The organism is Sphingopyxis italica (genome assembly GCF_011926545.1).
Lineage (GTDB): Bacteria > Pseudomonadota > Alphaproteobacteria > Sphingomonadales > Sphingomonadaceae > Sphingopyxis > Sphingopyxis italica.
Genome location: NZ_JAATIT010000001.1, coordinates 1,353,393 through 1,380,241, shown reverse-complemented (window position 1 = coordinate 1,380,241; position 26,849 = coordinate 1,353,393). Strand labels below are relative to the sequence as shown.

At 65.6% G+C, this 26,849-nt stretch carries 28 protein-coding genes and 1 pseudogene; 15 read left to right on the top strand and 14 right to left on the bottom strand.

The window, feature by feature from the left end:
* The first annotated feature begins 25 nt into the window (after positions 1-25).
* Positions 26-2,161: a PBP1A family penicillin-binding protein gene (locus GGR90_RS06315; RefSeq protein ID WP_342449899.1), complete on the top strand. Its 2,136-nt coding sequence runs from the start codon at positions 26-28 to the stop codon at positions 2,159-2,161.
* Between the two features lie 13 nt (positions 2,162-2,174).
* Here GGR90_RS06315 and GGR90_RS06310 read toward each other — a convergent pair whose 3' ends face one another.
* The 3 genes from GGR90_RS06310 to GGR90_RS06300 are packed head-to-tail and all read right to left on the bottom strand — an operon-like array spanning position 2,175 to position 3,980.
* Positions 2,175-2,858, bottom strand: coding sequence for a M48 family metallopeptidase (locus tag GGR90_RS06310; protein WP_342449898.1), 684 nt, complete (start codon positions 2,856-2,858; stop codon positions 2,175-2,177).
* A gap of 28 nt (positions 2,859-2,886) precedes the next feature.
* Complete coding sequence (locus GGR90_RS06305; RefSeq protein ID WP_167920312.1) at positions 2,887-3,333, bottom strand: YcgN family cysteine cluster protein; 447 nt, start codon at positions 3,331-3,333, stop codon at positions 2,887-2,889.
* Positions 3,334-3,335: 2 nt separating this feature from the next.
* Positions 3,336-3,980 carry an SCO family protein gene (locus GGR90_RS06300; RefSeq protein WP_209023578.1) on the bottom strand — a complete coding sequence of 215 codons (645 nt, stop codon included), beginning with the start codon at positions 3,978-3,980 and terminating at the stop codon, positions 3,336-3,338.
* An 88-nt stretch (positions 3,981-4,068) separates the two neighbouring features.
* Here GGR90_RS06300 and GGR90_RS06295 point away from each other — a divergent pair, with 88 nt between their 5' ends.
* The 5 genes from GGR90_RS06295 to GGR90_RS06275 are packed head-to-tail and all read left to right on the top strand — an operon-like array spanning position 4,069 to position 7,929.
* Complete coding sequence (locus GGR90_RS06295) at positions 4,069-4,686, top strand: ankyrin repeat domain-containing protein (RefSeq protein WP_167920310.1); 618 nt, start codon at positions 4,069-4,071, stop codon at positions 4,684-4,686.
* 57 nt (positions 4,687-4,743) lie between these two features.
* The gene (ribB, locus tag GGR90_RS06290; protein WP_167920308.1) at positions 4,744-6,018 is read left to right on the top strand and encodes a 3,4-dihydroxy-2-butanone-4-phosphate synthase; all 1,275 of its coding nucleotides are present in this window, start codon (positions 4,744-4,746) and stop codon (positions 6,016-6,018) included.
* Between the two features lie 7 nt (positions 6,019-6,025).
* On the top strand, positions 6,026-6,877 hold the full coding sequence (locus GGR90_RS06285; RefSeq protein ID WP_167920306.1) for an EamA family transporter: 852 nt from the start codon (positions 6,026-6,028) through the stop codon (positions 6,875-6,877).
* A gap of 10 nt (positions 6,878-6,887) precedes the next feature.
* The gene (gene ribH / locus GGR90_RS06280; RefSeq protein WP_167920304.1) at positions 6,888-7,313 is read left to right on the top strand and encodes a 6,7-dimethyl-8-ribityllumazine synthase; all 426 of its coding nucleotides are present in this window, start codon (positions 6,888-6,890) and stop codon (positions 7,311-7,313) included.
* Entirely contained in the window at positions 7,306-7,929 is a 624-nt protein-coding gene (locus tag GGR90_RS06275) for a hypothetical protein (RefSeq protein ID WP_167920302.1), read from the top strand. Before ribH ends, GGR90_RS06275 begins: the two co-directional genes overlap by 8 nt.
* 36 nt (positions 7,930-7,965) lie before the next feature.
* Here GGR90_RS06275 and GGR90_RS06270 read toward each other — a convergent pair whose 3' ends face one another.
* Positions 7,966-9,051, bottom strand: a complete 1,086-nt coding sequence (locus GGR90_RS06270) for an alkene reductase (protein ID WP_167920300.1) — start codon at positions 9,049-9,051, stop codon at positions 7,966-7,968.
* 194 nt (positions 9,052-9,245) lie between these two features.
* Between GGR90_RS06270 and GGR90_RS06265 the strand changes: the two genes are divergently transcribed.
* The 6 genes and pseudogenes from GGR90_RS06265 to GGR90_RS06240 all read left to right on the top strand — a co-directional run bounded on the left by GGR90_RS06265 (position 9,246) and on the right by GGR90_RS06240 (position 14,388).
* A complete protein-coding gene (locus GGR90_RS06265; protein WP_209023636.1) occupies positions 9,246-9,911 on the top strand; it encodes a COQ9 family protein in 666 nt (221 codons plus the stop codon).
* Positions 9,912-9,994: 83 nt separating this feature from the next.
* A pseudogene (gene rhuM, locus GGR90_RS19435) lies at positions 9,995-11,017 on the top strand (RhuM family protein).
* Between the two features lie 54 nt (positions 11,018-11,071).
* Entirely contained in the window at positions 11,072-11,320 is a 249-nt protein-coding gene (locus GGR90_RS06255; RefSeq protein ID WP_167920298.1) for a FeoA family protein, read from the top strand.
* Positions 11,317-13,179 carry a ferrous iron transporter B gene (feoB, locus tag GGR90_RS06250; RefSeq protein WP_167920296.1) on the top strand — a complete coding sequence of 621 codons (1,863 nt, stop codon included), beginning with the start codon at positions 11,317-11,319 and terminating at the stop codon, positions 13,177-13,179. Before GGR90_RS06255 ends, feoB begins: the two co-directional genes overlap by 4 nt.
* Before the next feature lie 32 nt (positions 13,180-13,211).
* Positions 13,212-13,772, top strand: a complete 561-nt coding sequence (gene ssb, locus GGR90_RS06245) for a single-stranded DNA-binding protein (protein WP_167920294.1) — start codon at positions 13,212-13,214, stop codon at positions 13,770-13,772.
* A 124-nt stretch (positions 13,773-13,896) separates the two neighbouring features.
* On the top strand, positions 13,897-14,388 hold the full coding sequence (locus GGR90_RS06240; RefSeq protein ID WP_167920292.1) for an MmcB family DNA repair protein: 492 nt from the start codon (positions 13,897-13,899) through the stop codon (positions 14,386-14,388).
* On the opposite strand, the gene GGR90_RS06235 is transcribed toward GGR90_RS06240, so the two are convergent.
* From GGR90_RS06235 to GGR90_RS06210, 6 genes are all read right to left on the bottom strand, one after another.
* The gene (locus GGR90_RS06235) at positions 14,385-14,816 is read right to left on the bottom strand and encodes a GFA family protein (protein ID WP_167920290.1); all 432 of its coding nucleotides are present in this window, start codon (positions 14,814-14,816) and stop codon (positions 14,385-14,387) included. The genes GGR90_RS06240 and GGR90_RS06235 overlap by 4 nt on opposite strands.
* Before the next feature lie 28 nt (positions 14,817-14,844).
* Positions 14,845-15,459 (bottom strand): riboflavin synthase, encoded by a 615-nt coding sequence (locus tag GGR90_RS06230; protein WP_167920288.1) that lies wholly within the window; start codon positions 15,457-15,459, stop codon positions 14,845-14,847.
* A 9-nt stretch (positions 15,460-15,468) separates the two neighbouring features.
* The gene (ribD, locus tag GGR90_RS06225; RefSeq protein WP_167920847.1) at positions 15,469-16,413 is read right to left on the bottom strand and encodes a bifunctional diaminohydroxyphosphoribosylaminopyrimidine deaminase/5-amino-6-(5-phosphoribosylamino)uracil reductase RibD; all 945 of its coding nucleotides are present in this window, start codon (positions 16,411-16,413) and stop codon (positions 15,469-15,471) included.
* A 34-nt stretch (positions 16,414-16,447) separates the two neighbouring features.
* Positions 16,448-16,915, bottom strand: a complete 468-nt coding sequence (locus GGR90_RS06220; RefSeq protein ID WP_167920286.1) for a hypothetical protein — start codon at positions 16,913-16,915, stop codon at positions 16,448-16,450.
* 258 nt (positions 16,916-17,173) lie between these two features.
* Positions 17,174-17,635 (bottom strand): acyl-CoA thioesterase, encoded by a 462-nt coding sequence (locus tag GGR90_RS06215; RefSeq protein WP_167920284.1) that lies wholly within the window; start codon positions 17,633-17,635, stop codon positions 17,174-17,176.
* Between the two features lie 7 nt (positions 17,636-17,642).
* A complete protein-coding gene (locus tag GGR90_RS06210; RefSeq protein ID WP_167920282.1) occupies positions 17,643-19,469 on the bottom strand; it encodes an aminopeptidase P family protein in 1,827 nt (608 codons plus the stop codon).
* 82 nt (positions 19,470-19,551) lie between these two features.
* Here GGR90_RS06210 and GGR90_RS06205 point away from each other — a divergent pair, with 82 nt between their 5' ends.
* The 3 genes from GGR90_RS06205 to GGR90_RS06195 all read left to right on the top strand — a co-directional run bounded on the left by GGR90_RS06205 (position 19,552) and on the right by GGR90_RS06195 (position 23,243).
* On the top strand, positions 19,552-21,699 hold the full coding sequence (locus tag GGR90_RS06205; protein WP_167920846.1) for a S9 family peptidase: 2,148 nt from the start codon (positions 19,552-19,554) through the stop codon (positions 21,697-21,699).
* 138 nt (positions 21,700-21,837) lie between these two features.
* Positions 21,838-22,257 (top strand): helix-turn-helix domain-containing protein, encoded by a 420-nt coding sequence (locus tag GGR90_RS06200; protein WP_167920280.1) that lies wholly within the window; start codon positions 21,838-21,840, stop codon positions 22,255-22,257.
* Positions 22,254-23,243 (top strand): S41 family peptidase, encoded by a 990-nt coding sequence (locus tag GGR90_RS06195; protein WP_167920278.1) that lies wholly within the window; start codon positions 22,254-22,256, stop codon positions 23,241-23,243. The genes GGR90_RS06200 and GGR90_RS06195 overlap by 4 nt, the downstream gene beginning before the upstream one ends.
* On the opposite strand, the gene GGR90_RS06190 is transcribed toward GGR90_RS06195, so the two are convergent.
* From GGR90_RS06190 to lptB, 4 genes are all read right to left on the bottom strand, one after another.
* The gene (locus tag GGR90_RS06190; RefSeq protein ID WP_245198414.1) at positions 23,231-23,854 is read right to left on the bottom strand and encodes an HAD family hydrolase; all 624 of its coding nucleotides are present in this window, start codon (positions 23,852-23,854) and stop codon (positions 23,231-23,233) included. The genes GGR90_RS06195 and GGR90_RS06190 overlap by 13 nt on opposite strands.
* A 94-nt stretch (positions 23,855-23,948) precedes the next feature.
* Positions 23,949-24,074 (bottom strand): type B 50S ribosomal protein L36, encoded by a 126-nt coding sequence (gene ykgO / locus GGR90_RS06185; RefSeq protein ID WP_003046794.1) that lies wholly within the window; start codon positions 24,072-24,074, stop codon positions 23,949-23,951.
* Between the two features lie 271 nt (positions 24,075-24,345).
* A complete protein-coding gene (gene rpoN / locus GGR90_RS06180) occupies positions 24,346-25,803 on the bottom strand; it encodes an RNA polymerase factor sigma-54 (RefSeq protein ID WP_167920275.1) in 1,458 nt (485 codons plus the stop codon).
* A gap of 139 nt (positions 25,804-25,942) precedes the next feature.
* On the bottom strand, positions 25,943-26,758 hold the full coding sequence (gene lptB / locus GGR90_RS06175) for an LPS export ABC transporter ATP-binding protein (protein ID WP_167920271.1): 816 nt from the start codon (positions 26,756-26,758) through the stop codon (positions 25,943-25,945).
* Positions 26,759-26,849 lie beyond the last annotated feature (91 nt).

The window sequence follows — 26,849 nt, the reverse complement described above, 5'->3', positions numbered from 1 at the left end:
CCGCGGCGAGCCGCCGCGCTGGCGCGTGTGGCTGCGCCGCGCCTTTCGCTGGGGCCTCGGCCTCGCGGTCGTCGTCCTCGTCGCGCTCGGCGTCGCGGTCGGCATCGCGGTGCAGCGGATGCCGAGCTTCGAGGAGCTCAAGAAATCGCCCGCGGGACAGACGATCCGCGTCCGCGCCGCCGACGGCACGGTTTTCCTGTCGCTCGGCCCCAATTACGGCCGCTGGCTGACGCTGCGCGAAACGCCGCAGGTGATGCAGGATGCGATGGTTGCGGTCGAGGACCGGCGCTTTCGCTATCATCCGGGCGTCGATCCCGTCGGCATGGCGCGCGCCGCGGTGCTCGCGGTCCAGAATTACGGCACCGGCCGCCGGATGCAGGGCGCCTCGACGATCACCCAGCAACTCGCGCGCAACATCTTCCTCTCGAACAGCTATACCTGGGCGCGCAAGATGCGCGAGATGGTTCTGTCGCTCGCGCTCGAATGGAAATTCTCGAAGGACGAGATCCTCGAACTCTATCTGAACAAAGTTTATTTCGGCGGCGGCAGCTATGGCATCGACGCCGCGTCGAACAGCTTCTTCGGCCATAGTGCGACCGAAATGTCGCTGTCGGAGGCGGCGGTGATCGCGGGGCTGGTCAAGGCGCCGTCGCGCTATTCGCCGACCGCCGACGCGCAGGCGGCTTTGGGCCGCGCCGGCGTCGTGCTCGACGTCATGGTCGACGCGGACGTCATCACCCAGGCGCAGGCCGACGCCGCCGAGCCCGCCAATGTCCAGCTCGCGAAGGAACGCGGGCAGAACAGCGCGCGCTATTTCACCGACTGGGCGCTGCCGCAGCTCGACATGCTGATCGACGAAGGCAGCGAAGCCTTGGACGTCCACACCACGATCGATCTCGGCATGCAGCGCGCGGCGACCGCGGCGATTCAGGCCAACGCGCCGAAAGGCGTGCAGGGCGCGCTCGTGTCGCTCGACCGCGACGGCGCCGTCCGCGCGATGATCGGCGGCCGCGATTATGTCGCGTCGAACTATAACCGCGCGACGCAGGCGCTGCGCCAGCCGGGATCGGCGTGGAAATTATTCGTCTATATGGCGGCGCTCGAGGCGGGGTATAAGGTCAATGATCCGGTCGTCGACGAACCCGTCACGATCAACGGCTGGAGCCCGCGCAATTCGTCGGGGCGCTTTTCGGGCACGATGGACCTGCGCAGCGCCTTCGCCTATTCGGTCAACACCGTCGCGGCGAAGCTGGGCGACGAAGTCGGATTTTCGGCGGTCGCGAACATGGCGCGCCGCTTCGGCATCACCACCCCCGTCAACACCCACCCCTCGATGGTGCTCGGAAGCGCCGAGGTCCGCGTGATCGACATGACCGCCGCCTTCGCCGCGGTGGCGCGCGGCGGCGTGTCGGTGCAGCCCTATGGCATCACCAAGGTGACGACCGCGGGCGGCGAGCTGCTCTATCAGCGCCCCGCCGAGCGGGGGACGACGCTTGTCGATCATTGGGTGGCCGCCGGGATCACCGATCTTTTGCAGACCGCCGTGAACACCGGCACGGGCCGGGCGGCGCAGATCGGTCGCCCCGTCGCGGGCAAGACCGGCACGACGTCGAGCAACAAGGACGGCTGGTTTTTGGGCTTTTCGAGCGGCATCACGACCGGCGTCTGGATGGGCCGCGACGATGCGAAACCCGTCGGCGGGCTGCAGGGCGGGCGCGCGCCTGCGCGGGCATTCGCCGATTATATGCGCGTCGCGGTCGCGCGGCGCCCGGTCGAGCAATTCGACACCGAAGTCGTGCTGCCCGAATGGCAGCTCGAGGACGAAGACGAAGCCTATATGGGCGAGCCCGGCGAAGACGGATTCGTCGACGAGAATGGCATGCCGATCGAGCTGCCCTATGATAGCCGGCCGCCCGAAATGACGGGACCGATGCCGCCGCCGGTCGACGATGGCCCCGTGCTCGACCAGCAATGGATCGAGGAGCAGACCGGGCGGCGTCCCCCGGCCGACAATGGCGCACCGGCCCAGAATGGCGCGACGCCGCAGAATGGCGTGCGCCAGAACGGCGGCCAGCCCAAAATCGTCACGGTGCCGAAGGTCGTGCCGCCGACAGCGCGGCCGGCGCAACAGCGCCCGCCGTCGGAATCCTCCGATTATTAGGGCTTAAGCCGGCTCAAGCCGTGAAGCGATAGCGGTGGAGCCCGCGCCCTTCGCGGCGCAGCCAGCCGCGCGCCGCCGCGACGTCGCCGTCGTGCAGTTCGTCGACGAGCGCGTGGAACGCGGCGCCATGGTCCATATGGCGAAGATGCGCGACCTCGTGCGCGACGGTCGCGCGCCGGACATGGTCGGGCGCCATGATCAACCGCCAGCTGTATCTGAGGTCGCCGTCGTGGGTGCAGCTGCCCCAGCGGCTGCGCGGATCGCCGACCGCAACGCGGCCGACCGCGAGCTCCGCGGCGGCGGCGATATCGCGGCTCTCGCGCTCCATCAGGTCGAGCGCCTGCGTCTTGAGCCAGCGTTCGATACGCCGCCCCAGCGTCTCGAGCGGGCCGCCGACATACAAGCGGTCGCCGTCGAGGCGGATCGCGCGCGGCGCGGCCGGCGCCCAGTCGACATGACGCTCGATGCCGCGAAAGGGCAGCGCCGCGCCCGGTCCGACGAGGATCGGCACCACCGCCTTGCCGACCTGTTCGGCGAGCCACGCCTGCTGCTCGCCCGCCCATGTCAGCGCGGCGCGCTCGCTGGCGCGGCGCGGCACCGTCAGCCGCAGCTCGCCGCGCGCGCCGTCGAAGACGAGGCGGTAGCGGCGCGACTGCGCATGGCGGACGACGCGCACGGGCCAGGCATCGCCCGCCACCCATATGTGCGGCCGGCCCTCCGACGGATCAAACGACGCGTTCGACAAGATGATTCTCGAGCGGGCCCGCGACATCCTCGCCGACCGTCCAGCCGACGATCGACTGGCCCGCGCGGTGCACCGCATCAGGGTCGCCGCAGACGAGATAGTGCCAGTCGGGCAGGGCTTCGCCCTCGGCGCGCAGGCGATAGGCGCAGGTCTGCGGCAGCCATTCGAGGTCGTCGACCTTCGCTTTGGTCAGTGTCAGGCAATCGGGAACATGGCGGCGCCGATGCTTGTAATCGCCGCAGCGCGCGGTCGAAAGGTCGAGCAGGCGGCACGCGACATTGGTCGGATAGATGCGGCCCGTATCCTCATCCTCCAGCTTGTGCAGGCAGCATTTGCCGCAGCCGTCGCACAAGGCCTCCCATTGACCCGCGTCGAGGCTGGCGAGCGGCGCTTCCCAGAAGGGGCGCTCCGATGTCGCCCCCGCCATCGCTATTTGACCCACTTCGCCAGCTCGGCGGCGACCTTGCCGGGCGCACCCTCATCGACATCGGTCGAAGGATCGTCGAGCGGCAGCAGCGCGAGCGGCTTGCCGTCGGGATCCATCAGAAAGGCGAGCTGACTGTGCGCCATCAGATAGCGGTCGGGTGCCGAGCCCGGCACCTTGTTATAGGTGACGACATAGGCCTTGGCGACGCTGGCGATCTGTTCGGGGGTGCCGGTCAGGCCGAGCAGGCGCGGGTGATAACGTTCGACGAAGGGCTTCAAGGCCTCGGGCGTGTCGCGCTCGGGATCGACGGTGATGAAAAGCGGCGCGACCTTGGCGCCGCGCGCCGCGTCGGTCTTTTCGAACTGCGACAGGCCGCGCATCAGCTTTTGCAGGTCGACCGGGCAGATGTCGGGACAGAAGCTGTAGCCGAAATAGACGAGGCGATATTTGCCGGCGAAATCCGTATCGCGGACGGTTTTGCCGTTCTGGTCGGTCAGCGTGAAGGCGCCGCCGATCCGGGCGCCCTCGAGCGGCGGTTTCGCGGGCGCGCTTTCGCCCGAGCCATTGCATCCCGCGAGTGCCGCGCCGAAAGCGAGGATCAGGCTTGCACGGACAAGCCTTTGTCCCATATTTGCGATATTCATCATGTGGCCAGCCTTGGTCGGCTAGCTGTCTAAAATCAACCATTGTCGTCGCGGCGCGCGATGGACAAATTGCCTCAGGGGTCGCCCGATCATGTTTCGACGCGTGGAATTCCGCCTCGCCTCCTTCTTCCTCATGCTGCTCGCGGTCGTGGGCCTCGCGCACCCCGCGCAGGCGCAGTTCCGCGGCGGCTATGCCTTTTTGCAGGCGGTCGGCAACCGCGACGGGACCAAGGCGACCGAGGCGCTGAAGGACGATCCGTCGTACGTCAACACGCGCAATCCGGACACCGGCGAAACCGCGCTGATCATCGTCACCAAGCGGCGCGATATCAGCTGGCTGCGCTTCCTGCTGGGCAAAGGCGCCGACCCGTCGATCGGCGACCGTCAGGACGTGACCCCCTTGATGCACACGGCGCTCATCAACTTCACCGACGGCGCCCAAGAGCTGCTCGACCGGAAGGCGCCCGTCGATCAGACCAATCGCCGCGGCGAAACCGCGCTGATCCTTGCGGTGCAGGCAAAGAATGTCGCGATGGTGCGACTGCTCGTCAAGCGCGGTGCCAATCCCGACAAGGCCGACCATATCGCGGGTATGTCGGCGCGCGACTATGCCAAGCGCGACGGTCGCAGCGCACGCATTCTCGAACTGCTCGAAGCCAAGGCAGATGCGCCGGCGCGCGAATTCGGCCCGACTTTCGGACCGCAATGATCAAGTCAATGTGATAGCCAGATTGACAATCACATTATGATGTGAGACATGGCGACCATGTCCACACAGCTCATCGATCGCATCCGCGCCATCGTCGACGACGGGACCATGTCCCGCTCGGGTCTCGCACGCGCCGCGGGTCTTCACGCCAACAGCCTGCGCGACCTCGACTCGCCCGGCTGGAACCCCACCGCCGAAACGCTGCGCAAGCTTGAAAACTGGCTCGCGAACGGCAGCGACCTGTCGCCAATGGCAAGTCCCGAAGAGATTATCGCCGAGGCGCGCAATGGGCGCATGTTCATCCTCGTTGACGACGAGGACCGCGAGAATGAGGGCGACCTCGTCATCCCCGCGCAGATGGCGACCCCCGACGCGATCAATTTCATGGCGACCCACGGCCGCGGCCTCGTCTGCCTGACGCTGACCAAAGCGCGCGTCGATACGCTCGGGCTCGAACTGATGAGCCGCCAGAACGGCACGCGGCATGAAACCGCCTTCACGACCTCGATCGAGGCGCGCGAAGGCGTCACCACCGGCATTTCGGCGGGCGACCGCGCGCGCACCGTTGCCGTGGCGATTGATGCGGGCAAGAGCCGCGACGACATCGTCACCCCGGGCCATATCTTTCCGCTGATCGCGCGCGACGGCGGCGTGCTCGTCCGCGCCGGTCATACCGAGGCGTCGGTCGATATCGCGCGCCTCGCGGGGCTCAATCCTTCGGGCGTGATCTGCGAGATCATGAACGACGACGGCACGATGGCGCGGCTCGACGACCTCATCCCCTTCGCGCGGCGCCACGGGCTGAAGATCGGGACGATCGCCGAGTTGATCGCCTATCGCAACCGCAGCGACCGGCTGGTCGACTGCGTGGCCGACGATCCGTTCGAATCGGACTATGGCGGCGACTGGCGCCTCAAATCCTATCGCAACAAGATCGACGGCAGCGTCAATCTGGTGCTGCAAAAGGGGCCGGTCGATCCCGCGGGCGTGACGCTCGTGCGGATGCACCCGGTGTCGATCTTCGACGACATCATGGGCCGCCCGGGCCCCAAGAAGCGCCGCCTCCAGCGATCGATGGACGCGATCGGCGAAGCCGGTGCCGGCGTCATCGTGATGCTGATGCGCCCGCTCCCCGGCTCGGCCGATGCCGAGGCGCTGCCGCCGCCGACCGGCGGCATGGACCTTCGCACTTACGGGATCGGCGCCCAGATCCTCGCCGACCTTGGCGTCCATGCGATGGAACTGCTCACCCCCACCCACAGCAATATCGTCGGACTCGAAGGCTATGGCCTGTCGGTCGTCGGCGAACGCCCCATCCCCGGAGAGGCGTGATCGGACGGTGAGCGAGGCGCTGGGGATCGGCTTTGCAATCGTTGCCGCGCTGACCACCGCTTCGTCGCATGCGCTGCTCAAGTCGGGAGAGGATCAGGAGGCCGTTCGTGCGCTGTGCGGGGTGACCTGGGCCGCGGCAGCGGCCATCCCCCTGACGTTCATCGGCGCGCCGGCCCCGGCGATACTGCCGTGGCTGGCCGGCGCCGTCACCTTGCACAGCCTCTATTCCCTCGTGTTGACGCGATCATACACACTCAACGACTTTTCGGTCGCCTTCCCGATCGCACGGGGAACCGCGCCGCTCGTCGCGACGGCAGCCGGTGCGCTGCTGTTTGCCGAAACGCCCGGTGTCGGAGAGATATTGGGCGTGGCCGCGATCTGCGCTGGCATATTTTCGCTGTCGGCGGGCGGGCGCATCGGCACGAAAGGGCTGATCGCCGCGCTGGGGGCGGGGATACTGACCGCCGCTTATACCGTCGTCGATGCGGGCGGAATGCGGGCGAGCGACGGGGTTCTTCCGTTTCTCTGCTGGTTCTTCTTCGCCACCGGGATGGCACTGATTGTCCAGTTCCGGGCGTCGGCCGGCCCTTCCGCATTCGCGCGCATGCGAAACAATTTGCGGCCCGGAATCGCGGCCGGATCGCTCGCGATCGTCAGCTTCGGATCGACGCTTGTCGCGCTGCGTTACGCGCCCGTCGCCGTGGTCAGCGCGCTGCGCGAAACATGTATCCTCGTCAGCCTGTTGATCGCGTGGTTCTGGATGAAGGAGCGCGTCACGCTTCACAGCCTGACCGCCGCTGTCCTGATCGCGGCGGGCGCCCTGCTTCTCCTGCTTCCCCATCTCTTCCCATCCATCTAAGGAGGCCGTCATGGCACATATTCTGATCGTCGAAGCCCGTTTCTATTCGCACCTCAACGACATGCTGCTGGGTGGCGTGCGCAGCGCGCTCGATGCCGAGGGGCACAGCCACGAGACGGTCACCGTTCCGGGCGCGCTCGAAGTGCCCGCGGCGATCTCGCTCGCCGCCGACAGCGGGCGCTACGACGCCTATGTCGCGTTGGGCGTCGTGATCCGCGGCGAAACCTATCATTTCGAAGTCGTGTCGAACGAAAGCGCGCGCGGCGTCATGGCGCTGACGCTCGACGGTCTCGCGATCGGCAACGGCATTTTGACGGTCGAGAATGAGGAACAGGCGCTTGCGCGCGCCGACAAGACGCGCAAGGATAAGGGCGGCGAAGCGGCGAAGGCCGCGCTCGCCATGCTCGCGCTCAAGGAACAATTCGGTATTGGTTGATCGTCCGCCTCCCAGCCGTTTTTCGGTCGTCGAACGCGGCGGGCGGCTGGTGGTGATCGACCGCGAAACCGGGCAGACTCCGCTGAGCGCGGCCGAGCGGATGGACGCGCGTGATCGCCGCATGGCGGTCGCGCCGAACCGGCCCGCGGCGCAGGCTGCTTCGGCCGGGGCCGAGAGGGTCCTCGACCTTGCCGAAGCCGCCCCGGCGCCGCAGCGCGAATTGCCACGACCGCCGAACGACCGGCAAGCTGCCGCCGTCCCCGCGATGAACCGCAAGCAGCCATGGGGTCAGAAGGCGAAGGGTGCGGGCCCCGCCATCATCCCGCAACGCCAGCAGTCTCGACCGCAAACGGGCGACCGGAAGACGATCGTCACGGCGAAATGGTGGGATGCGAAGGGGCCGCGCACGATCGAACTGGACCCAAATGGGCAGACCGAACTGACCGGCCGCCTCATGTTCCTGTTCTTCGGGGTGGTGATCGCGGCGATTGTCGTCGCCTTCATCGCGCCGCTGCTGTTGTTCGTCGGCGCGTTCCTGCTGTTCCGTTTCGGCAGCAATTTTCTCGGACCGATCGGCGCCGCCATCGTCGACAAGGCGCGCGCCGAGAAGGGATGATCCGGACCGCGCAACGCCGCCCGGATCATCGATGGCCTATGCCGGCCGCAGCGCGGGATAATCGGTATAGCCGACCGGCCCCGGCGCATACCAGGTCTGCGGGTCGTCCGCCGCCCAGTCGGCGCCTTTTTCGATTCGCTCGACGAGATCGGGGTTGCCGATGAACGGCCGGCCGAAAGCGATCGCGTCGGCCGTGCCGTCGGCGAGCGCCTGTTCGGCGAGCGGGACATCATAGTCGCTGTTGAGGATCAGTGGGCCCTTGAAAGCCGCCCGGATCGAAGGCGACTGTTTCGGCACATCGGTGCGGCCGAAGGTGCCGTCGGGACCGGGTTCGCGCAATTCGAGGAAGGCGATACCGAGCGCACCCAGCGCCGCGGCGGCGATAGGAAACAGCTTTTCGGGCGCGCTGTCGTCGACGCCCTGTGTGTCGCCATTGGGCGACAGACGTACGCCGACACGGTCCTTGCCCCAGACCGCGATCAGCGCCTCGGTGACTTCGCGGAGCAGACGGATGCGATTCTCGACCGGGCCGCCATAATCATCGTCGCGCAGATTGCTGCCGTCGCGCAGGAACTGGTCTATCAAATAGCCGTTCGCGCCGTGCAGCTGGACGCCGTCGAAGCCGGCGCGCTTCGCATTTTCGGCGGCCTTGACATAATCGGCGATGACGCGCGGGATTTCGCCCAGCTCGAGCGGACGCGCGACCTCATATTCGAGGCGGCCGACGGGGGTGTGCGCTTTGCCCGGCGCCTGCGTCGCCGACGCCGAAACGGGCGGCTTGCCGTCGTTGAACACCGAGTGGACGACGCGGCCCATGTGCCAGAGCTGCGCGACGATGCGCCCGCCGGCTTCGTGCACCGCGTCGGTCACCGGCTTCCAGCCTTCGACCTGCGCGTCGGTCCACAGGCCGGGTGCGCTCGGCCAGCCGAGACCCTCCTGCGAAATGCCGGTCGCTTCGGAAATGATCAGCCCCGCCGAGGCGCGCTGGCGGTAATATTCGCGCGCCAGCTCATTGGGCACGAAACCCGGCCCGGCGCGGCCGCGGGTGAGCGGCGCCATGACGATGCGGTTCGGCGCGTCGATCGCGCCCAGCTTGATCGGATCGAACAGGGATACGGCCATATTTCCTCCACATTCACTTTCTTGGCGCGCGACCCCATCGGCCGCCACCTTGGCCCGCGAAGCTATGGACGCAGCGGTGCCGGCACAATGGCGAGTAGCAAAAGAAAATCTAAATGACGGCGAAGAAGGCGCGCGTCGACAGGGCCGGTGCCGGCGCGGTTGCCGAACCTCGCGGCGCGGCCTATCTGACGCTCATGGCCTCCATATTGCCCGCCGACCCGACCCTCGACGAGATTCGCGCCGCGCTCGCGCCGCTCATTGCCGCATCGGCGGCATTCGACGGCTTCGGCGACGCCGCGCTCGCCGATGCCGCCGCGCGCGCCGGCGTCGATCCCGACGTTGCGCGCCTCGCCTTTCCCGGCGGTCCCCGTGACATGGTCGATGCCTGGTTCGCCGACATCGATATGGCGATGGAAGCGCGCTGGCCCGCCGAAAAGCTCGGGGCGCTCAAGATACGCCAGCGGATCACGACGCTCGTCGAAACGCGTATCGACCTGCTCGCGCCTGGGCGCGAATCGCTGCGCCGCGCGCTGGCGCTGCTCGCGCTCCCGATCAATGCGCCGCACGCCGCGAAGCTCGGCTGGCGCGCCGCCGATCATATGTGGCGCCTCGCGGGCGACACCGCGACCGATTATAATCACTACAGCAAGCGCGCGATCCTCGGCGCCGTCTACGGCTCGACGATGGCGGTCTTCCTGAACGACGAGAGCGAGGATTTCGCCGATACGCGCGCCTTTCTCGCGCGCCGCATCGATCAGGTGATGCGCTTCGAAAGCTGGAAGCACCGCCGCGCCGCGCGCACCGTCGAACGGCCCAGCCTCGCACGCTTCGTTGGGCGGCTGCGCTATCCGGGGCGCTGAGCTCTCGGCGGATTTGATACTAGCGTTGCAGCCAGTCGCCTGCTAGATTTGTTCACTTTCTGTTCAAATCGAGGCTTCGCGAAATGTCAAATCTTGAGCCAGTGCATCTGCAAGAGGATGAGGCCACTGGGGACCGTTTCCTCGTATATGGCGATGGTGCGGGTTTGCATGTCGAAATCAACTACGCCGGCGATCAGCTTTGGATGACCCAAGCGCAAATCGCTGAACTATTTGGCCGGGATGTTTCAACGATCTCGCGGCACATAGCTAGCATCCTTGAAGAAGGCGAACTCGACGAGAGCAATTTGCATAAAACGCAAATTGCCTCATCCACGAAACCAGTGACCTTCTACAGCTTGGATATGGTCATCTCGGTGGGCTATCGCGTAGCTTCAAAGCAAGCCACGCTGTTCCGTAAATGGGCGACCGAAAAGCTCGTTCAATTTGCGACGAAGGGCTTCATCATCGACGCCACACGGTTGAAAAACCCCGAGAACCGTGATCGCATTGCCGAACTCAAGGAAATCATCCGTGACATCCGCTCCGACGAGGCAAATGTCTATCGCGAATTGCGCGCCATTTGCGCGATGTGCCAGGACTATGACGGGACATCGCCCGCATGGCGGGATTTCTATCGGAACACGCAGGCCAAGCTGATCTACGCCGTCTGCTCGAATACCCCAGCGGAGGTCCTGCGCCTTCGGGCCGATGCCGGTCAGCCCAATATGGGCCTGTAAAGCTGGCCGAACGAGAATATCCGCAAGGCCGACGTCGGCACCTCTAAAAATTATCTCGCGGAAGGCGAAGTCAAGGAACTCAATCGGCTCACCACGATCCTCCTCGATATTTTCGAGGATCAGGCTGATATTGGACGCCTGACATCGATGACGCAGGCGGCCGCATTGCTCGACGGGCAGCTTTCCAATTTGGGCCGCGTCGTTCTTCGTTCCGGCGGCAGCGTGTCGATGGCTGACGCGGCCCTGCATGCCGAACGGGAATATGAGAAATTCAAGACTGCGCAAAAGCAACTTCGTCACGACCAAGCCGATCGCGACATTGCAGCGATCAAGGCGGCGCAGAAAGATTTAAAGAAGCCGGGCCGCTGACCCGTTTCGATAAAGGACTGGCGCTCAGCGGTTGTTATTGATAATCGCTCGCAAATGACTGCTTTGCTCGACAAGTCGCCGCTGGGCGTGATGGTGCGGATCGCGCGTATCGACTGGACCGCCATGTCCGACGACGAGGGCCGGCGCTTGCGCGAATTCGGCCTGATGGAAGGGTGCGAAGTCACCCCGCACCATCGCGGCAGCGTCTTTTCGCGCGATCCGCTCGCGCTGACCGTCGGCCGCATGAAGGTGATCATCCGCGCGCGGCAAGCCGCGGCGATCGAAGTGGAGCCGGCGGCATGACGGCGGCCATTCCCTCGATCGCGCTCGTCGGTAATCCCAATGCCGGTAAATCGAGCCTGTTCAACGCGCTGACCGGCGCGCGGCAGAAGATCGCCAATTATCCCGGCGTCACCGTCGAGCGGAAGGCGGGGCATGCGAGCTTCGCCGACGGCCGCCCGCTGTCGCTGATCGACCTGCCCGGCACCTACAGCCTGACGCCCGCGAGCCTCGACGAAGCGGTGACGCGCGATGTCGTGCTCGGCCGCCAGGAGGGCGAGACGCGCCCCGACGCGCTGATCGTCGTGCTCGACGCCGCGAATCTCGACAATCATTTGAGCTTCGCGCTCGAATTGCTCGCACTCGACCTGCCGACCGTCGTCGCGCTCAACATGGTCGATCTCGCGACCCGCGACGGGCTGACGCTCGACGCCGAGCGATTGTCGAAGGAACTCGGCGTGCCCGTCGTGCCCACGGTCGCGGTACGCAAGCGCGGGCTGACCGAGCTGCTCGCCGCGGTCGATAGCGCGATCGGGTCGTACGCCGCGAGCGGCGCCACGGCTCCGGCCGAAACCAACGACGTCGCGCTGCACCAGCGCGCTCGCGCGCTCGCGCGCACCGCGATCGTCAGCGAAACCCCGGTGCGCCGCTGGACGCAGCGCGTCGATAATGTCGTGCTGCATCCGGCCCTCGGGATGATCATCCTGCTCGCGCTGATGTTCGTGATGTTCCAGGCGGTCTATGCTTGGGCCGGTCCGCCCGCCGACGCGCTCGAAGGCCTCGTCGGGACGATGCAGGCGTGGGTCGTCGACAATATCCCGCAGAATTTCCTGCGCGACCTCGTCGTCGAGGGTCTGCTCGCGGGCGTCGGCGCGGTGGTCGTCTTCCTGCCGCAGATCCTGATCCTCTTCCTCTTCATCCTGCTTTTGGAAGCATCGGGTTATATGACGCGCGCCGCCTTCCTGATGGACGGGCTGATGGGCAAGGTCGGATTGTCGGGACGCGGTTTCATCCCGCTGCTGTCGAGCTTCGCCTGCGCGGTCCCCGGTATCATGGCGACGCGCGCGATCCCCGACGAGAAGGACCGGCTGACGACGATCCTGATCGCGCCCTTGATGACCTGCTCGGCGCGGCTGCCCGTCTATGCGCTGATCATCGCCGCCTTCATCCCGAATCGCGGCGTCGGCGGGACGGGCATCGGCTTGCAGGGCCTCGTGTTGTTCGGCCTCTATCTCGCGGGAATCATCGGTGCGCTCGTCGTCGCCTATGCGCTGCGCCGCACGGTGGCCAAGGGCGCGGGTGCCGGCTTCATGATGGAAATGCCGCGCTATCAGATGCCGCAGCTCCGCGACATCCTGCTCGGCCTGTGGCAGCGCGCGTGGATCTTCCTGCGCCGCGCGGGCACGATCATCGCGATGACCACGGTCGTGCTGTGGCTACTGCTCACCTTTCCGCAGGCGCCCGAGGGCGAGAGTCAGGTCGAATATAGCGTCGCCGGCCGGATCGCGAGCGGGCTCGAGGTGGTCGTCGCGCCGATCGGCTTCAACCACGATATCGCGCTCGCCTTGATCCCCGCGATGGCCGCGCGCGAGGTCGCGGTCTCGGCGATGGCGACCGCGAACGCGATCGACGCGGACGGTGACGAGGATGCGATGGCCGAATCGCTGGGAGAGAGACTGCAGGGCAAGTGGAGCCTTGCGACCGCGCTCGCCTTCCTCGCCTGGTTCGTCTTCGCGCCGCAGTGCATTTCGACGATCGCGATCACCCGGCGCGAGACCAATGGGTGGAAATGGCCCATGTTCATGGTTGGCTATTTGTTCCTGCTGGCCTATGCCGCTGCCGGAATCACTTACTGGACAGCCGTCGCCTTTGGACTAGGCTGATCCTCCACATTTTCTAGCGGAGCGGAGCGGCGATGGCTGGCAGCGTCAACAAGGTAATTCTCATCGGCAACCTCGGCGCCGATCCCGAAATCAAGTCGTTCCAGAATGGCGGCAAGATCGCCAATATCCGCATCGCGACCTCCGAACAGTGGAAGGATCGGATGACCGGCGAACGCAAGGAGCGCACCGAATGGCATAATGTCGTGATCAACGGCGAAGGGCTGGTCGGCGTCGTCGAGCGTTATCTCAAAAAGGGCTCGAAGGTTTATATCGAAGGGTCCTTGCGTACCCGCAAATGGCAGGACCGCGACGGCAACGATAAATATACGACCGAGGTGGTGATCGCCGGCATGGGCGGCACGCTGACCATGCTCGACGGCGCGCCGGGCGGTGGCGGTTCGCGCGGCGGCGGCGGCGGCGGTGACGAGTGGAGCGGCGGTTCGTCGGGCGGTGGCTCGGGCGGCGGCTGGAACCAGGGCGGCGGTGGTTCGTCGGGTGGCGGCAGCTCGTCCGGCGGCGGCTTCGGCGGCGGATCGAGCGGCGGCGGACGTCCGCCCTTCGACGACGATCTGGACGACGACGTTCCGTTCTGAGGATCACATTCAAATTCGTTCGTGCTGAGCTTGTCGAGGCACCGTTCTTTGCCTTGGCGCAGACCGGAACGGCCCTTCCCCCGGACTTGATCCGGGGTCAGGGCGAGCGGAAGAGAGGGAAACAATGGCCGGACTGGCTGGCATCAACCCCGAACCCGCGACCACCGCCGCGGACGTCGCGCGTGGCGTGTGCCGGCTGTTCGCGCAACAGGGGCTGGTCGCGATTCCCGAGGTGTCGCTGCCCAACGGGCGGCGCACCGACCTCACCGCGATCGACGCCAAGGGCCGGATCACCATCGTCGAAATCAAGGTCAGCCGCGCCGACCTGCACGGCGACGGCAAATGGCCCGACTATTGCGACTGGTGCGACCGTTTTTACTGGGCGCTCGCGTCGGGGCTCGACCCCGCAATCCTCGAAACCGAAGGTTATCGCCGCGAGACATCGGGGCTGATCGTCGCCGACCGCTATGGCGCGGCGGTGGTGCGCGAGGCCGCAAGCTGCAACATCGCCCCCGCGCGGCGCAAGGCCGAACTGCTCAGAATCGGCCGGCTTGCGATGCGGCGCTCGATGGTCGCGGCGGACCCCGAACTGGCGGTGGGGTGGAACGAAGGCTAGCGATCGATCCGCGCCGAACCGAAGCCCGTTTCATACTGTGGTGCCGAATCGGCGATACATACCCATGGCGCTTTTGAACCGACGAAAATATGGGCCGCGTAGCCGCGGAATCCCGGGTCTTCGTCAAGCAAACCGGCCGGGACGAAAAGAAACTTTCCGTCATTGCCGCTCAGCGGCACCGGGCTGCCGCATTGCCGGCAGAAATGCGACGACCAGCCGCCTCCGTCAGGAACGGCGAAACGCTGGATCATGTCCTCCCCTGCCAGCCAACGGAAGCTGGCGGCGGGCGCATAGAAGACCGCATTGCCATCCGTACCCGAGACCTTTCGGCACTTGGAACAATGACATTGGCCGGCGGGTCCAATTTTTCCGTGGATCTCGAAACGGATTTCACCGCACAGGCAGGAGCCATGAAGCGCGCTTGTCATAGACCCTCCTTGTCCGTTCGTCGCAGGACTATCCCCGCGCCTGCATCCGCGCCAGATAGCGCGCGAGGATGTCGATCTCCAAATTGACCGCACGCCCCGCCGCCGCCTCGTCCAGCGTCGTCATTTCCTGCGTGTGGGGGATGATGTTGAGCGTGAAATGCGCCTCGCCGTCGGGCTGGTCGGCGACCTCGTTGACCGTCAGCGACACGCCGTCGACGGTGATCGAGCCCTTGGGCGCGATATGCGGTGCGAGCGATGCGGGCGCCGCGACGGTGACCGTCACGCTGTCGCCGACCGGTTCGACCGACACGATGCGCCCGATGTCGTCGACATGGCCGGTGACGATGTGCCCGCCGAGCTCATCGCCGATCTTCAAGGCGCGTTCGAGGTTGAGGCGGCGCCCCGCGTCCCACATCCCCGGCGCGGTGCGCGCGAGCGTTTCGGCGCTCGCATCGATCGCGAACCAGTGGCCGTCGGCGTCGGCCCCCTTGTCGACCACGGTCAGACACGCGCCCGAGCAGGCGATCGACGCGCCAAGGTCGACCGTGCCGATGTCATAGGCGGTGCCGATGACGAGCCGCGTGTCGCCGCGATCTTCGCGGCTGCGGATGGTGCCGATGTCGGTGATGATGCCGGTGAACATGCAGGGTCCTCAAATTATCCTGATGCGCTCGTAGACGTCGAGCCGGTCGCTGCCAAGCATCCGGCTATCCCCGAGGCGCCAGCGCCCGTGTGCGTCCCCCAGATCGGTTAGGCCGATGTCGCCGAGCGCTGGCCGGCCGCCGCCGATCAAGATCGGCGCGCGATAAAGGAGCAGCCGGTCGACGCGGTCGGCGGCAAGGAAGGCCGAGGCGGCACCAGCGCCGCCCTCGACGAGCAGCGAGTCGACATCGGCGACCGCTTCGGGGGAAGCGACGGCGGCCCAGCCCTCAGGCGCTTTGCCGGATGTCAGCAGCAGCTTCTTCGGACTGCGTTCTTCAAGCCCGTCCAAGCGCACATCGAGCTTCGGGGCATCGGCTTCGAGCGTCCCGCGTCCGACCAGAATCGCCTGATGCTGCGCGCGTTCGAGATGGCCGTGCGCGCGGGCGCGCGCTCCGCTGATCCAGCGGCTCGACCCGTCGGCCATCGCGATACGGCCGTCGAGCGAGGTCGCGAGCTTCAGCGTCACGAAGGGCCGGCCCTCGACCTGCCGCGTCCACCACGGCGCCATCGCGGCGCGTGCTTCGGCGGGAAGGACATTGAAGACGACCTCGATCCCCGCCGCCTGCAGCCGCGCGATTCCCTTGCCGTCGGTGCGCGGGTCGGGATCCTGCGCGGCGATCACGACGCGCGCGATGCCGGCGGCGATCAGCGCGTCGCTGCACGCCGGCCCGCGCGGGCTCGCATGTGCGCAGGGTTCGAGCGTGACATAGGCGGTGGCGCCGTGCGCGGCGCCGCCCGCCGCCGTTAGCGCCATCGCCTCGGCATGCGGACGCCCGCCCGGCTGGGTCCAGCCGCGCGCGACGACGAGTCCGTTGTTGACGATCAGGCAGCCGACATTGGGATTGGGCGCCGAAGCCGGCCGGCCGCGCCGCGACAGCGCGATGGCGACCGCCATCCAGTCGGCGTCGGCGGGCGCTTGGCGCATCCGGTCAGTCGGCGGTTTTGGGCTGCGCGCCGCGCGCCGCGCGTTCGGCGAGCGTCGAGCGCGTTTGCACGGGCGCGGGCTTTGCCTTGGCCGCCGCGGCTTCTTCTTCGCCCAGCGTCTCGCGCGTCACCTTGTCGGCCTCGGCCGAATCATATTCGATACCCAGGCTGTCGGCGAAGCGTTGATATTCGGCGCGCTTCTGGGCGTTGCGGCGGGTCGTCTCCTTCGCGCGCGCGACCCAGTCGGCGCGAATTTCGGCGGCGCTGCGATCCGCGGTCCAGTTCTCGAAATAGATGATCTGCTCCTTGGGCTTTTCATAAGGGATCAGATATTTCTCGACCCCGGTGAAAATAAGCCAGGTCAGCGCCAGCGCGACGCCCCAAACCGCCCAACGGTGCGGGCGGGGTTCGCGGATATAGGCCCAGAAATCGGACAGGCCGCCGCCGACATCCATCTTGTTGAACATTCCCATCGGCCCAATTTAGGCGATGTCGCGGCAATTTGCGAGGGGAAGCGGTGCGCGCAAGGATTGCCCCCTATGATCGCCGGGAAGCTCTCGATTGCAAAAAATGCAATAGCAGATGTTTATTTCGCAGTTGCACAATTTTTTGTGCGCTGCAATATGAGCATGCCTTTTAGGCATCCTCTCCCAAAACTTTCACGGGCCACCCTCGGGTGGCCCTTTTTTTTCGACTTTTTTGGTTGAGAGGGTCGATTCGGCTCGTTCGAATCAGTCCTGCGTCGGCGTCCGCGTTTCGAATCGCCGCACTTCCGCAATGAAGCTGCCGGGCAGCGGCGTCGGTTGGCCGCTATCGGTATCGAGATGCGCGTAACTAATCTCGATATCAGTAAGCCGTTCATTATCGTGGAAAATTCCGCAATGAAGCGTGAAGCTCGTGCGCCCGAAGCGGCTGATTCGCGCCGCAATCGTAATCAGCTCGTCGAGCCGTGCGGGCGCATGATAGTCGATCTCGCAATGCGTTTCGCGAATGTCTGTGCCATATTGGTTAAAATAGGGACCGGGTTGACCCTCGCCGATCGCGCGAAAATATTCGGTGACGCCGATGTCGGCGTAAACGAGATAATTGGCGTTGAAGACGATATTCTGCCCGTCGATCTCGTTGAAGCGCACGCGTACGCGTTCCTGCACACGGAAATCGGCGAGCGGCACGTCGCTGCGAGCATCGGTCATTCCGGCCTCAGGCCGCGAGCGCGGCGGGGGTGCGGTCGAGCGGCGCGCACGCGGCTTCGAGCCATGCGCGCTCCTCGCCCTCCATATCCGCTCCGAGCTTCGCCAGCACTTCGGCATGATAGGCGTCGAGCCAATCGGCATCGGCTTTCGACAATAGCGCGACCTCGACCAGATTCTGCGCGATCGGCGCGAAGGTGATCGTCTCGAACCCCAGCATCTCCTCCTCGGCGCCCGCGATGCTCTGCGGCGTGACGACGACGAGGTTCTCGATACGGATGCCGAAGGCGCCCGCCTTGTAATAGCCCGGCTCGTTCGAGAGGATCATGCCGGCGTGCAGCGGCTCCTCGGTCCCCGCCTGGCCGCCGGCGGGCTTGGCGATGCGCTGCGGCCCTTCGTGGACCGCCAGATAGGTGCCGACGCCGTGCCCGGTGCCATGCGCATAATCGACCCCGTCGGCCCACAGATATTGGCGCGCGAGAATGTCGAGCTGGCTGCCGCGCGTCCCCTTGGGGAAGCGCGCGGTCGCGAGTGCGATATGGCCCTTCAGCACCTGCGTGAAGCGGCGGCGCATTTCGGGCGTCGGCGTGCCGATCGCGATCGTGCGCGTGATGTCGGTCGTGCCGTCATCATATTGCCCGCCCGAATCGACGAGATAGAGCGTGCCCGTCTCGATCGCGCGATTGGTCGTTTCGTCGACCTTGTAATGCGGCAGCGCACCGTTCGGGCCGGCGGCCGAGATCGTGTCGAACGACAGGTCGCGGAGCGCGCCGCTCGCGTCACGAAATTCGCGCAGCTTCGCCGCGGCGCCGAGTTCGTCGAGAGTCTCCGTGGGCGCGACCGCTTCCATCCATTTCAGGAAGCGCGACACCGCGACGCCGTCGCGGACGTGCGCGGCGCGCGTGCCGTTCAACTCGGTATCGTTCTTGATCGCCTTGGGCAGCACCGCGGGATCGCGATGGCGCGCGATCTTCGCGCCCGCACCCTCGAGTGCCGTGAAGATCGCCGCGACCGCGCGGTCGGGATCGACGGCGATATTCTTGCCCGAAAGATTCGCGAGCGCCGCCTCGAAAGCGTCGCGGTCATGGATCCGTACGCTGTTGCCGAGATGCGCGCGCACCGCGTCGGTGAGCTTTTCGGGCGCGATGAACAGGTCGGCGGTCGCATCGGCGTGGAGCAGCGCAAAGGCGAGGCCCACCGGCGTATGGCTGACGTCTTCGCCGCGAATGTTGAACGTCCACGCGATCGAATCGAGCGCGGTCATCACCGTCGTGTCGAGCCCCTTCGCCTTCAGCCAGTCGGCAATGATCTCGCGCTTTTCGACCGCGCCCTGCCCCGCGAGCGCGGCATCGTGGACCGTCACGACCGCCGCGCTCGGCGCCGGCTGCTCGTCCCAGGCCGCGTCGACCGGGTTCGCATCGACCGCGACGAGAATCGCGCCCTTCGCCGCCAGCGCCCTTTCGAGCGACCGCGCCCAGTCGATGCCGTGCAGCCACGGATCATAACCGACCTTCTGCCCCGCGCTGATGTTCGCACCGAGCCATTCGGCGACGCTCGACTGCGGCACGCCGACATAGTCGAAGAGCGTGCCGTCGACCTGATCGCGCACCTGCACCGTATAGCGCCCGTCGACGAACACCGCGGCCTTTTCGGGCAGCACCGCCGCGGTCCCCGCCGATCCGCCGAAGCCGGTCAGCCACGCCATGCGCTGCGCATAGTCGCCGACATATTCGCTCATATGCTCGTCGCTGATCGGCACGACGAAGCCGTCGAGGCCGCGCGCGGCAAGTTCGGCACGGACACGCGCGAGGCGTTCTGCATGGATGGCGCTGGACATCAGACGTTCCTTATTCCTACATCGCAGCGATCCCGCCCAATCGGGCGACATCGCGGGGGATTTTTCGATGCGCGCTATTTGGATGTTTCTGGCAGCAATTGCCACCCCGCTTGTCGCGTCCCCGCCCCTGTTCGCCAAAGAGAAAGACGCCGCATTGACCAGCCCCACCCCTGCCCTGTCCGCCGCACCGGTTGCCGAGAAGCGCCCGCACGAAGTGACGCTGCACGGCAAGACGCTCTCCGACCCCTATCACTGGCTGAAGGACGAGAGTTATCCGGTGATCGATGACAAGGATGTGCTCGACTATGTGAAAGCCGAGAATGCCTGGTTCGACGCCGCGATGAAGCCGCACGCCGCGCTCGTCGAAACGCTGTTCCAGGAGATGAAGGGCCGGATCAAAGAAGCCGATTCCTCGGTGCCGCAGAAGGATGGCGACTGGGTCTATTGGGTCGAATATGAAGAAGGCGCCGAGTACAAGAAATGGTACCGGAAACCCGCGGCAGGAGGTGACACGCAGCTGATCCTCGACGAGGTCGCGATGGCCGCGGGCAAGGATTATTTCCGCCTCGCCGAGGTGTCGGTCAGCCCGAACGGCAAGCTGATGGCCTATTCGTTCGACGACAATGGCTCCGAACGCTTCGAGGCGCGCATTCGCAACCTCGAAACGGGCGAACTGCTCCCCGACACCATCCCCGGCACGCTGTCATCGCTCGTCTGGACCTCGGGCAATGACGCGATCCTCTATGGCCTCGCGAACGAGAATTGGCGCACCGATAATGTCCGGTTGCACAAGCTCGGCACGCCGGTCGAGCAGGACAAATTGCTCTACAAGGAGGCCGACATCGGCTTCGGCGTCGGGATCGGCAAGACCGCCGCCGATAATTATATCGTCATCGCGACGGGCGATAACGAAACGAGCGAAGTCTACCTGCTCCCCGCCGACAATCCCGAGGCGGAGATGCAGCTCGTCTCGGCGCGCAAGAAGGGCCGCGAATATAGCGTCGATGAGCGGGGCGGCACGCTCTATATCCACACCAACGACGAGCACCCCAATTTCCGCGTCGCGACCGCGAGCATCGCGGCGCCGGGGACATGGAAGACGCTGATCCCCGGCTCGGATGACAATTACATCACCGGCCTCTCGGTCTTTCGCGACTATTTCGTGCTCGAATCGCGCGAAAAGGGCGTCGATCAGGTCGATGTCCGCCATTATGACGCGCCGCTGACACCCGGCCGCATCCAGTTTCCCGAGGCGACCTATGTCGCGGGGCTCGGCGACAATCCCGAATATCATCAGGACAAGCTCAGGCTCGACTATGAATCGATGGTCACCCCCGATACGGTCTTCGATTACGACCTCGCGGGCGGCGAGCTCGAAACGCTGAAGGTGCAGGAGATTCCGTCCGGTTATAATCATGACGATTATGAAACCGAATTGGTTCACATGCCGTCGCGCGACGGTACGCCGGTTCCGGTCTCGCTCGTCTACAAGAAGGGCACGCCGCGCGACGGCAGCGCGCCGATGCACCTTTATGTCTATGGCTCATACGGTTACCGCGTCCCCCCGGGCTTCTCGACGACGCGCCTCAGCCTCGTCGATCGCGGCATGATCTATGCCATCGCGCATGTTCGCGGCGGCGACGACCTCGGCCGCGCCTGGTATCTCGCGGGCAAGACCGACAAGCGCAAGAACACGTTCAACGACTTCATCGACGTCGCCAAGGGCCTGATCGCCGCCAAATATACGAGCGCGGGCAAGATTTCGATTGAGGGCCGCTCGGCGGGCGGGCAGGTGATGGGCGCGGTTTACAATCAGGCGCCCGAGCTGTGGGGCGCGGTGCTCGCCGGCGTGCCCTTCGTCGATGTCATCAACACGATGGTCGACGAAACGCTGCCACTGACGCCGGGCGAATGGCCCGAATGGGGCAATCCGATCACCGACAAGGCGGCGTTCGACTATATGCTGAGCTATAGCCCCTATGACAATGTCACCGCCAAGGCCTATCCGCCGATGCTGGTGTCGGCGGGGCTCAACGATCCGCGCGTGACCTATTGGGAGCCCGCAAAGTGGGTCGCCAAGCTCCGCGCGACGCGCACCAACGATGCCACGCTGCTGCTGCGCACCAACATGGGTGCGGGCCACGCGGGCAAGTCGGGCCGCTGGGGCGCGCTGCGCGAGGATGCCGAGGAGTTCGCCTTCGTGCTGACGCAGCTCGGGGTGGAGAAGTAGTCGCAATTACCAGCGTCGACGACTGACCGCCGGCCGCGGGCACACCGCCGGCTTCAGGGGTTGCTTTGAGGGCGTGGAATATATAAGCCCTTATGTATGAACTATCGATCAGGCCTCGGGACACGTCTGCGTCTGCTGGTGGCCGCGCTCGACGGCGCGGTCGAGCAGGCCTATCGCGACGCCGGACTCAATTTCCGACCGCGCTTCTATCCCTATTTCCGGCTGCTCATGGCGCGCGGGTCGGCATCGGTCGGCGAATGCGTCGCCGCCCTCGGCTTCACCCAGCCCGCCGCCACCCAGACGCTGCAGATGATGGTACGCCAAGGACTGATTGAACCGGTGCCCGGTCGCGACCGGCGTGAACGTCGTTTTGCGCTCACGATCGCGGCGCGCGCCATGATCCCCGATCTCGAAGCGGCATGGGCCGCGACGGCCGGCGCCGCGCGCGCACTCGATGCGGCGCTGCCGCAATCCTTGGGCGCGACAGTCGATGCCGCCCTCGAACAACTCGAACGCGAGTCGTTCGGCGATCTCATCAAGAAGGAACGTGCCCGATGATACGTGCCCTGCTTTCGTTTTCGCTATCGCTTGCTTGCCTCGCGCTGCCTGCCGCAGCCCAACCGATCAGCGCCGCCGACCGCGGACGGACGATCGATGAGATCGCCCGGCTGCTCGAAGCGCGTTATGTCGATGCCGAAAAGGGGCGGCGGCTCGCCGCGGAACTGCGGCGGGCGCGCGGTCAGTGGGAAGCCGTCGCCGACGGCCCGACGCTCGCCAAGGCACTCACCGGTTGGCTGCGTCAAGCTTCGGGCGACGGGCATTTCGCGGTCGATTACAGCGCCAGCCCGATCCCCGCCGATGGCGGCGAGGAGGAGTTTCTCGACGCGGAGATCGAGCGTTATTACGGCGCTCACATCAATCACGGCGTGCAGAAGATCGAACGGCTCGACGGCAATATCATGCTGATCGACCTTCGCGTCTTTCCGCCGCACGAACTCGGCGGCGACGTCATCGAGGCGATGATGACGGTCGCGGCGCAGGGCGACGCGCTGATTATCGACCTGCGAAAAAATGGCGGCGGCATGGATACCGTCGACACGATCATCAGCCAGCTGGTTCCCCAAGGGTCGCCGCTCAGCGGCAGTTTCGACCGCCCGAGTGGCGCGTCGACGACTCACGTCTCGCCCGCGCCGTCAGGGGGGCGCCGGTTCGGCGACACAAAGCCGCTCTATATCCTGACCAGCAAGCGCACCTTCTCGGCCGCTGAGGCGCTCGCCTATGATCTTCAGGCGCTGAAACGCGCGACGATCGTCGGCGAAATCACCGGAGGCGGCGCCAACCCGTTCGAATATCGGCGCGTGCACACGCATTTTGCGCTGAGCCTGCCGGAGAAACGGTCGATCAACCCGATCACGCGAACCAATTGGCAGGACGTCGGAGTCCATCCCGATGTCGCGGTTCCCGCCGACCAGGCGCTCGAAACCGCGCTGTCGCTTGCGAAACAAGCGCTCGGCAAAACGTCCAGCGACGGTCAGCCCAGGTAGCCGCGCTCCACCAGCGTGCGTTCCAGCGTCGCCGCATCGACGAACCGGTGTCCCGCGATACCCACCGATCCGGCACCCGCGACATTCGCGGCCACATCGTCGATGAACAGTGCGCCCGCGGGGTCGATGCCGAATCGCTCGATCGCGAGGCGGTAGATTGCGGGATCGGGCTTCATCAGCTTTTCGGTGCCCGAGACGATGATATCGCGAAAGCGGTCGAAGATCGGCTGGATCGGGCGAAAGCCTTCCCAGAATTCATGGCCGAAGTTGGTGATCGCGAACAGCGGCACGCCTGCGTCATCGAGCCGCTCGACCAGTTCGAGGCTGCCCGGAATCGGCCCCGGGATCGTCTCGTTGAATCGCGAGGCATAGGCGTCGATCAGCATTGCATGGTCAGGAAACCCGGCCTTGAGTTCGGGCACCATCTCGGCGAGCGGGCGGCCGGCGTCGTGCTGGAAGTGCCACTCAGGTGTGACGACGTTGGTTACGAACCATTCGAGCTCGTCCCGATCGGCGACCAGCTTGGCGAACAGATGACGCAAATCCCAGTCGAAGAGGACGCGGCCGACGTCGAAGATCACGCTTTGGCGAATCAGAGGGGGGCGTATCATGCGGTCTCCAGACACGCGAAAGCGCCGCCGGAAGCATCCGACGGCGTCACGCTAACTCGCAAATGCGCGCGGGACATATGTCCCGGCAGGACGTTCAGCCCTGGCGCGCCTTGAAGCGGCGGTTGGTCTTGTTGATCACATAGGTGCGGCCACGGCGGCGGATCACGCGGTTGTCCCGGTGGCGGTCTTTCAGCGACTTCAGGCTGTTGCGAATCTTCATCGTTCTGTTCCGTAAATCTTGGCGTTGTTACGCGAAGCGGCGCAACTATGGGGAAGCGGGTGAAAAGTCAACCGCTCCATGGCGCGCCGCAGGCTCAAAAAGTTCACGCGGAGGCGCGGAGACGCGGAGAAGAAGAAATTCGCGCAGAGAACACTGACCTCGCGGAGAGAAAAAAGCGGCGAAGCCGCTCATTCAACTTATCTCCGCGCCTCCGCGTCTCCGCGTGAACCAGAATCTTTGCGCGCTCCGCCTCCTCGGTGCGAATCAAATCCTACCCCGCCAACGCCTTCTGCCGCCGCCTTTGCACCGACGAGCCATAGCCCATCGCCTCGCGATATTTGACCACCGTGCGCCGCGCGATGTCATGGCCTTCGGCCGACAATTTCTGCGCGATCGTTTCGTCGGAGAGGATCGCCTTGGCGTCCTCGGCCTCGATCATCGCCTTGATCCGGCTCTTCACCGCCTCGGCCGACACCGCGCCGTCGCCTTGCGTGTCCGAAATGCCCGACGAGAAGAAATATTTGAGTTCGAACAGCCCGCGCGCGCAGGAGAGATATTTGTTGCTCGTCACGCGGCTGACCGTCGATTCGTGCATCCCGATCGCCTCGGCGACCTGGCGCAGCGTCAGCGGGCGCATATGCGCGACGCCGTGCAGAAAAAAGCCTTCCTGCTGCTTGACGATCTCGCTCGCGACCTTGACGATCGTGCGCTGGCGCTGGTCGAGCGCGCGCACCAGCCAGTTCGCGCCCGCGAGCTGTTCGGACAGCCACGCCTTGCTCTTCGCCGCGGCGCCCTCGGCCAGTTCGCTGTAATAGCGGCGGTTGACGAGCAGGCGGGGCAGCGTGCCGCTGTTGATCTCGACCGCCCAGCCCTCGACGGTCCGGCGGATATAGAGATCGGGGACGACCGCCGGCGCGCCGGCGCCGCCGAATTTGAGGCCGGGTTTCGGATCATAGCCGCGCAGCTCGCGAATCATGTCGGCCAGATCCTCGTCGTCGACGCCGCAGATGCGCTTCAATTGCGGGAAGGCGCCCTTGGCGACGAGATCGAGATGCGCGATCATCGTCGCCATCGCGGGGTCGTAACGGTCGGCCTCGCGCGCCTGGATCGCGATACATTCGGCGAGGTCGCGTCCGCCGATGCCCGAGGGGTCGAAGCATTGGATGATCGCGAGCACCGCTTCGAGCAATGCGAGCGGCACGCCCAATTGCGCCGCGAGTTCGGGAAGGTCGGCGCGCAGATAGCCCGCTTCGTCGATCAGCGCGACGAGCTGCCCCGCGACGATCGCTTCGATCCCGCTGAAGCGTTCGCCGACTTGCGCGAGCAGATGGTCGTGGAGCGTGTCGTCAGCTTCCGCAAAGCTGTCGAAATCGATATCCTCGCCGCCGCCCGACAGGCCGACATTGTCGCTCGCGCTGTCGTGGTGAAAGCTTTCGGCAGCCAAATCGACGTCGAGGTCGTTTTCGCTCCCGCCATTGGCCGACATCGCCTGATCGGCTTCGAGCGACGCCGCTTCGACCGCGGGGGTGTCACCCGCCAGTTCGTCACCACCGCTGCCGTCGCCGTCGGTCGACGCGGCGTCCAGCAGCGGATTGCCTTCGAGCGCTTCGGCCAGATAGGCCTCGAGCTCGAGGTTCGACAGCGCCAGCAGCTTGATCGCCTGCTGCAGCTGCGGCGTCATCACCAGCGATTGCGACTGGCGGAGATCGAGGCGCGGACCGAGCGCCATCAGCGGCTAAATCACTATTCTGCGTGCTCCCGCGAAGGCGGGAGCCCATCTCCGAACGGTGCGAGTTTGAACCCACCAGAGATGGGTCCCCGCCTTCGCGGGGACACACGGATTGTTGTGCGGCGAGAGCCACCGGCGATCACAGCGAGAAACCCTCGCCCAGATAGAGCCGGCGCACCTCGGGATCGGCGACGAGTTCGGCCGGAGAGCCGGCAAGCAGCACCTTGCCGTCATAGATGATGCACGCGCGATCGACGAGGTCGAGCGTTTCGCGGACATTATGGTCGGTGATCAGCACGCCGATGCCGCGCGTCTTGAGATCGGCGACCAGATCGCGGATGTCGCTGATCGATAAGGGATCGATCCCGGCGAAGGGTTCGTCGAGCAGCATGATCGAGGGGTTGGCGGCGAGCGCGCGGGCGATTTCGGCGCGGCGGCGTTCGCCGCCCGACAGCGCCATCGCGGCGGCGTCGCGCAGCCGCGTGAGGCCGAATTCGTCGAGCAGTTCCTCGAGCCGCCGCTCGCGCGCGATCTTGTCGGGCTCGGCGAGTTCGAGCACCGCCTCGATATTCTGCGCGACGGTCATGCCGCGAAAGATCGAAGTTTCCTGCGGCAGGTAACCAAGGCCGAGGATCGCGCGGCGATACATCGGCAGTGCGGTGATGTCGGCGCCATCGAGCATGATGCGCCCGGCGTCGGGCTTTATCAGCCCCATGATCGAATAGAAACACGTCGTCTTGCCCGCGCCGTTCGGGCCCAGGAGCCCGACGACCTCGCCCTTGCCGACCGACAGCGACACGTCCGACAGCACGACACGCTTGTCATAGCTTTTCGCGATCGAAATGACCGCCAGCCCATTGCCCGCCGCCGCATCCTCGCGAACATGCGCGCGGTGCTCGGCGACGCCATGATCGCCCTCGGTCAGCGTGCCAACAGTGGATTCGTCGTCGGTCATAGGTCGGTCGGTTCCGTTTCTAGCCCCCGCGCGGCGTTACTCCAGCGACGCGGCCAAGGTCAATCTGGCAAGATTTTTGCAGGGCAACCAG

What these genes read in the sequence shown, in the direction of transcription:
- GGR90_RS06295 (WP_167920310.1), top strand. Translation starts at nt 4,069, where the DNA reads ATGTTTCGACGCGTGGAATTCCGCCTCGCCTCCTTCTTCCTCATGCTG.
- GGR90_RS06230 (WP_167920288.1), bottom strand. Translation starts at nt 15,459, where the DNA reads ATGTTCACCGGCATCATCACCGACATCGGCACCATCCGCAGCCGCGAA.
- GGR90_RS06235 (WP_167920290.1), bottom strand. Translation starts at nt 14,816, where the DNA reads ATGACAAGCGCGCTTCATGGCTCCTGCCTGTGCGGTGAAATCCGTTTC.
- GGR90_RS06240 (WP_167920292.1), top strand. Translation starts at nt 13,897, where the DNA reads ATGGCCGGACTGGCTGGCATCAACCCCGAACCCGCGACCACCGCCGCG.
- lptB (WP_167920271.1), bottom strand. Translation starts at nt 26,758, where the DNA reads ATGACCGACGACGAATCCACTGTTGGCACGCTGACCGAGGGCGATCAT.
- ribB (WP_167920308.1), top strand. Translation starts at nt 4,744, where the DNA reads ATGTCCACACAGCTCATCGATCGCATCCGCGCCATCGTCGACGACGGG.
- ykgO (WP_003046794.1), bottom strand. Translation starts at nt 24,074, where the DNA reads ATGAAGATTCGCAACAGCCTGAAGTCGCTGAAAGACCGCCACCGGGAC.
- ssb (WP_167920294.1), top strand. Translation starts at nt 13,212, where the DNA reads ATGGCTGGCAGCGTCAACAAGGTAATTCTCATCGGCAACCTCGGCGCC.
- feoB (WP_167920296.1), top strand. Translation starts at nt 11,317, where the DNA reads ATGACGGCGGCCATTCCCTCGATCGCGCTCGTCGGTAATCCCAATGCC.
- rpoN (WP_167920275.1), bottom strand. Translation starts at nt 25,803, where the DNA reads ATGGCGCTCGGTCCGCGCCTCGATCTCCGCCAGTCGCAATCGCTGGTG.
- GGR90_RS06195 (WP_167920278.1), top strand. Translation starts at nt 22,254, where the DNA reads ATGATACGTGCCCTGCTTTCGTTTTCGCTATCGCTTGCTTGCCTCGCG.
- GGR90_RS06300 (WP_209023578.1), bottom strand. Translation starts at nt 3,980, where the DNA reads ATGATGAATATCGCAAATATGGGACAAAGGCTTGTCCGTGCAAGCCTG.
- GGR90_RS06265 (WP_209023636.1), top strand. Translation starts at nt 9,246, where the DNA reads ATGGCCTCCATATTGCCCGCCGACCCGACCCTCGACGAGATTCGCGCC.
- GGR90_RS06210 (WP_167920282.1), bottom strand. Translation starts at nt 19,469, where the DNA reads ATGTCCAGCGCCATCCATGCAGAACGCCTCGCGCGTGTCCGTGCCGAA.
- ribH (WP_167920304.1), top strand. Translation starts at nt 6,888, where the DNA reads ATGGCACATATTCTGATCGTCGAAGCCCGTTTCTATTCGCACCTCAAC.
- GGR90_RS06190 (WP_245198414.1), bottom strand. Translation starts at nt 23,854, where the DNA reads ATGATACGCCCCCCTCTGATTCGCCAAAGCGTGATCTTCGACGTCGGC.
- GGR90_RS06270 (WP_167920300.1), bottom strand. Translation starts at nt 9,051, where the DNA reads ATGGCCGTATCCCTGTTCGATCCGATCAAGCTGGGCGCGATCGACGCG.
- GGR90_RS06215 (WP_167920284.1), bottom strand. Translation starts at nt 17,635, where the DNA reads ATGACCGATGCTCGCAGCGACGTGCCGCTCGCCGATTTCCGTGTGCAG.
- ribD (WP_167920847.1), bottom strand. Translation starts at nt 16,413, where the DNA reads ATGGCGGTCGCCATCGCGCTGTCGCGGCGCGGCCGGCCGGCTTCGGCG.
- GGR90_RS06255 (WP_167920298.1), top strand. Translation starts at nt 11,072, where the DNA reads ATGACTGCTTTGCTCGACAAGTCGCCGCTGGGCGTGATGGTGCGGATC.
- GGR90_RS06220 (WP_167920286.1), bottom strand. Translation starts at nt 16,915, where the DNA reads ATGGGAATGTTCAACAAGATGGATGTCGGCGGCGGCCTGTCCGATTTC.
- GGR90_RS06205 (WP_167920846.1), top strand. Translation starts at nt 19,552, where the DNA reads ATGTTTCTGGCAGCAATTGCCACCCCGCTTGTCGCGTCCCCGCCCCTG.
- GGR90_RS06305 (WP_167920312.1), bottom strand. Translation starts at nt 3,333, where the DNA reads ATGGCGGGGGCGACATCGGAGCGCCCCTTCTGGGAAGCGCCGCTCGCC.